Annotated in this window: 4 protein-coding genes; 3 read left to right on the plus strand and 1 reads right to left on the minus strand. The window is 66.2% G+C overall.

The annotated features are described in order from the left end of the window. Positions 1 to 114: 114 nt before the first annotated feature. On the minus strand, positions 115 to 951 hold the full coding sequence (locus AC1DHD_RS14445) for an SGNH/GDSL hydrolase family protein (RefSeq protein WP_476880376.1): 837 nt from the start codon (positions 949 to 951) through the stop codon (positions 115 to 117). 271 nt (positions 952 to 1,222) lie between these two features. On the opposite strand from AC1DHD_RS14445, the gene typA reads away from it, so the two are divergent. From typA to AC1DHD_RS14460, 3 genes are all read left to right on the plus strand, one after another. Then, complete coding sequence (typA, locus tag AC1DHD_RS14450) at positions 1,223 to 3,151, plus strand: translational GTPase TypA (protein WP_476880377.1); 1,929 nt, start codon at positions 1,223 to 1,225, stop codon at positions 3,149 to 3,151. 27 nt (positions 3,152 to 3,178) lie between these two features. Continuing rightward, positions 3,179 to 3,556 (plus strand): hypothetical protein, encoded by a 378-nt coding sequence (locus AC1DHD_RS14455; protein WP_476880378.1) that lies wholly within the window; start codon positions 3,179 to 3,181, stop codon positions 3,554 to 3,556. A gap of 388 nt (positions 3,557 to 3,944) precedes the next feature. Further along, positions 3,945 to 4,754 (plus strand): hypothetical protein, encoded by an 810-nt coding sequence (locus AC1DHD_RS14460; protein WP_476880379.1) that lies wholly within the window; start codon positions 3,945 to 3,947, stop codon positions 4,752 to 4,754. Positions 4,755 to 4,823: the final 69 nt, after the last annotated feature.

Consider the following 4,823-nt stretch of genomic DNA (forward strand, 5'->3'; position numbering starts at 1 on the left):
ACCCTGGGGTGGACGCCGGCTCTTGCGTTGGCTGTTGCTGTGGTGGCTGGTGTTGAGTTGGCCGCTGTTGAGTTGGCTGATTCGCGTGTGTTCCGGCGGGGGCCGGGCGCATTGCTAGCCGAGGCCGAGGGCCTCGAAGCGCTTGGTGAGCACGCCGGCCGCGATCTCGTGGCCCTGCGCGTTCAGGTGTCGGTCGTCCTTCAGGTACTGCGCCAGACCGTACCGGGTGAGCCAGTCGCCCACGCTGACAAACGAGAGCCCGTATTCCTTGGCCACGGCACCCAGCAGCGTATCCACCTCGGTACGGCGCCCGCCGCCGGCCTGTGAGCCACGGGCGAGCGTTCCGACCATGACCACTTCGGCGTCGGGGTAGCGGTCTTCCACGGCCTGGATCAAACGCTCGGCATGCTCGGCGATCTCAACATTCGATGCTCCCCGGGTGGCATCGTTGCCGCCGCCTTCGATGACCACCAGGGGCGGTGCGCCGTAGGGCAGGTACCAGTCACAGTTTTCCAGGCCGTCGATGTAGTTGCCGCGGGTGCTGTTGCCGACGACGAATCCGGTGCCGCTGCCGCCGCCGAACACCACGTGGTAGCCCAGCCGTCCGAGGGCCTGCCGGGGCCAGCTGTCAGTAGGCTCCGACTGGGAATCACCAATGAGCACGGCCGTGTGGGCAACGTCTTCCACGATGATTTCCAGCCGGCCGTTCGCCGGGTTGCGGTACAGGGAACCGGCGGGAAGGCTGGCCGGGTCCACCGTGCCCTTCTTGCGGACCGTCCCGGCGGCCGCGGGCTGGCCTGGCCCGGCGACGGCCGCGACCGGGACGTCCTTCACACGGTCGGCGGACTTGGTAGGAGCAGCAGAATCCAGTGCCGGGGCACAGCCGCCAAGAAAGAGGGCGGCGGCGATCAGGGGCGGCATGACATGGGTCATCCTCAGGGCACTTCGCATGTCGGACTCCCCGCACGGTCGTAGGTACTCCAGCAATGATCCGGCATGTACCGGCCGAAAACCAGTGACATTGGTCACGGTGGGCCCCCGTCGGGTCAACGATTTGGTAACGGGGCGGGGGAGGGGTGCTGCCGGGATTTRGGCCAATAAATGCCCGGTCGTCTAGAATGGATGAAGGAGCCCTGTGTCAAAGGGCCTTGTCCGTCGTGCGTTCCGGTTGGAAATGTCGCGATACAACAGCTGACTTCACCACTGAATCGAGCAATAACGCATGTCTGAAACCACCACCAACACTGCGGTAGCCACTGCATCGCGCAGTGACCTGCGCAACGTCGCGATCGTGGCCCACGTTGACCACGGCAAGACCACCCTGGTCGATGCCATGCTCAAGCAGACCAACTCCTTTGCCGAGCACAACCACCTCGAAGACCGCGTCATGGACTCCGGTGACCTGGAACGCGAAAAGGGCATCACCATCCTCGCCAAGAACACCACGGTTGCCTACAACGGCCCGTCGTCGAACGGCGAGACCATCACCATCAACGTCATCGACACCCCCGGCCACGCCGACTTCGGCGGAGAGGTCGAGCGCGGCCTGTCCATGGTCGACGGCGTCGTCCTCCTCGTGGACGCCTCCGAGGGCCCGCTGCCCCAGACCCGCTTCGTGCTGCGCAAGGCCCTGGCCGCGCACCTGCCGGTGATCCTGCTGGTCAACAAGACCGACCGCCCCGACGCCCGGATCGAGGAAGTCGTCCACGAGTCCATGGACCTGCTCCTTGGCCTCGCCTCCGACCTCGCCGACGAAGTGCCGGACCTGGACCTGGACAAGATCCTCGAGGTTCCGGTYGTCTACGCCGCCGCCAAGGTYGGCCGCGCYTCSCTCGAGCAGCCCGCYGACGGCACCGCYCCGGARAACGAGGACCTGGAGCCGCTCTTCAAGACCATCGTCGAGCACATCCCGGCCCCGACGTACAACCCCGAGGGTGTCCTCCAGGCGCACGTCACCAACCTGGACGCCTCCCCGTTCCTGGGCCGTCTGGCGCTCCTGCGCATCTACAACGGCACCCTGCGCAAGGGCCAGACCGTGGCCTGGGCGCGTGCCAACGGTGAGCTGAAGAACGTCAAGATCACCGAGCTGCTGGCCACCAAGGCCCTGGACCGCGTCCCGGCCGAGTCCGCCGGCCCGGGCGAGATTGTCGCCGTCGCCGGTATCGAGGAAATCACCATCGGTGAGACCCTGACCGACGCCGAGAACCCGCAGCCGCTGCCGCTGATCACCGTGGACGATCCCGCGATCTCCATGACCATTGGTATCAACACCTCGCCGCTGGCCGGCAAGGTCAAGGGCGCGAAGGTCACCGCCCGCCAGGTCAAGGACCGCCTCGACAAGGAACTGATCGGTAACGTCTCGATCAAGGTTCTTCCCACCGAGCGTCCCGACGCTTGGGAAGTCCAGGGCCGTGGCGAGCTCGCGCTGGCCATCCTCGTTGAGCAGATGCGCCGCGAAGGCTTCGAGCTGACCGTGGGCAAGCCGCAGGTTGTCACCAAGGTGGTCGACGGCAAGGTCCACGAGCCGATGGAGCACATGACCATCGACGTGCCGGAAGAGTACCTCGGCGCGGTCACCCAGCTCATGGCAGCCCGCAAGGGCCGCATGACCAACATGGCCAACCACGGCACCGGCTGGTGCCGCATGGAATTCATCGTTCCGGCCCGTGGCCTGATCGGCTTCCGCACCCGGTTCCTCACGGACACCCGCGGCGCCGGCATTGCCGCTTCGATCTCCGAGGGCTACGAGCCATGGGCCGGCCCGATCGAGTACCGTACCAACGGTTCGATGATCGCCGACCGCGCCGGTGTTGTGACGCCGTTCGCGATGATCAACCTGCAGGAACGTGGCTCCTTCTTCGTCAAGCCCACCTCCGAGGTGTACGAGGGCATGATCGTCGGCGAGAACTCCCGCGCCGACGACATGGACGTGAACATCACCAAGGAAAAGAAGCTCACCAACATGCGTGCCGCTTCCTCCGACACCTTCGAGAACCTGACGCCGCCGCGCGACCTGACCCTCGAAGAGTCCCTCGAATTCGCCCGCGAGGACGAGTGCGTGGAGGTCACCCCGGACGCCATCCGCATCCGTAAGGTCATCCTGGACACCAACGAGCGTGCCAAGGCCAACCGCGCCCGCGCTAAGGTCTGATCCCGGTCTCCGGGCCTCGGCTGAGACGTGACTAAGAGAGCTGCCGGCAGGGCAGGCGGTATTGCCGCCGCCCTGCCGGCAGCTCTGTTTGCTGCCCTGGCCGGGACCGTACTGCACCGCCAGAGCCTGTCCCTCGCCGGGGTTGAACTGCCCTGGGGTGTGCTCGCCGCGCTGGTGCTGCTGGCGTCGGTGGAGCTGTGGCTCGGAGCGGCCTTCCGTTCGGTCGTTCCGGCCGCTGTCTGCGGGGCAGGATGCTACGCCTTGGCCGGCTGGTGGGCCACCCTGGAGGCGGGCAAGCGGCTGATCATCGGCGACCTGCCCGGAAACCTGTGGATCTTCGGCATTGGCGTGGTAACAGTGGGCATGCTCATCTGGTGCCGCCGCTACGCCCGGGCGCGGAGGTAGGGCGGCTTCCCCTCCGACGGACATGCCCATCCTTCGTGCACCCGGATGAGCATGTCCATTTTTTGTGCCCGGATTTGGGCATGCCCGCCCCTCGCCCCCCGCCCGGATGGACATGCGCCGCTTCTGGTCCCCTGGACGGACATGCCCATTTTTCGTGCCAGGAATCGAGCATGCCCGCTCCTGCCGAGCACCCCGGACGGACATGCTCATTGGTCGGCTCAAAGGGTGGACATATATGCACTATGTCCATTGGTCAGGGAGGGCGTTGGACATGTCCGGCGCCGCCGACGGACATGTCCATTTCCGGGCGCTGGKACCGGACCCGGGTTTGTGCACATAGCGCCTTACGGGGCTGTCCTAGGCCAGACCTGGTCGTAACCATGGGCGCATGGTGAAAATCAATGAAGTCATGTCCACGTTCGACGGCGTCGCCCGCGCCAAGCACCTCGCGGCGGCGGGCGTTTCGGGCTTCCAGCTTCGGACAGCGCTGGCCGACGGGGCAGTCACCCGGGTGGCCCGTGGCGTCTATGCACTGCCGGACGCGGATCCGGTGCTGGTCTCCATCCGCTCCCTGCCCGCCGAACCGGCCTGCGTCAGTGCGGCCCATTTCGGCGGCCTATGGGTGCTGGATATGCCCCAACAACCCCACGTCGGCCTGACCCACAGCCGCAGCTACCCGGGTTTTGTCTGCCACCGCGCCGTGGCGCCGCCCACCCTGCTCGATACGGTGGTTCAAAGCCTGCGCTGCCTGCCTGAACTGGACGGGCTCGTGATTGCGGAATCGGCGGTCGCCATCAAGGGACTGCCATTGTCATCGCTTCGGCTACGTTTGGCCGGCCGGAACGACGCCCGGGAGCGCGCCATCGCCGCGGCCATTGTCCCGCAGTCCCAGTCAGTCATTGAGTGCCTGGCCCGATTCACTCTTCGCCGGGCTGGCTTCCACGTTGAGTCGCAGGTGAACATCCGGGGGATGGGCCACCTGGACCTCATGGTTGACGGCCGCCTGGGCATAGAGACCGACGGCGCGGGCTTCCACATGGACCGGCGGAGTTTCGAGGAAGATCGACGCCGATGGAACGTCACCACCCGGCTCGGGGTCCCCACCCTGGTGGTCACCTACCCCTTGCTCAAATACCGCCCGGAAGAATTCATCGCCATGGTCCGGGACGCGTTGAACCGGCTCAGCGTGGCAGCCTGAACCGGCGGCCCCAGCTACGGATCAGTCCGGGCCGCGACCAATGAGCATGTCCGTCTGAGACGCTTCGGC

It is taken from the genome of Arthrobacter sp. 05L45_2, assembly GCF_056397525.1.

What these genes read in the sequence shown, in the direction of transcription:
- AC1DHD_RS14445 (WP_476880376.1), bottom strand. Translation starts at nt 951, where the DNA reads ATGCGAAGTGCCCTGAGGATGACCCATGTCATGCCGCCCCTGATCGCC.
- AC1DHD_RS14460 (WP_476880379.1), top strand. Translation starts at nt 3,945, where the DNA reads ATGGTGAAAATCAATGAAGTCATGTCCACGTTCGACGGCGTCGCCCGC.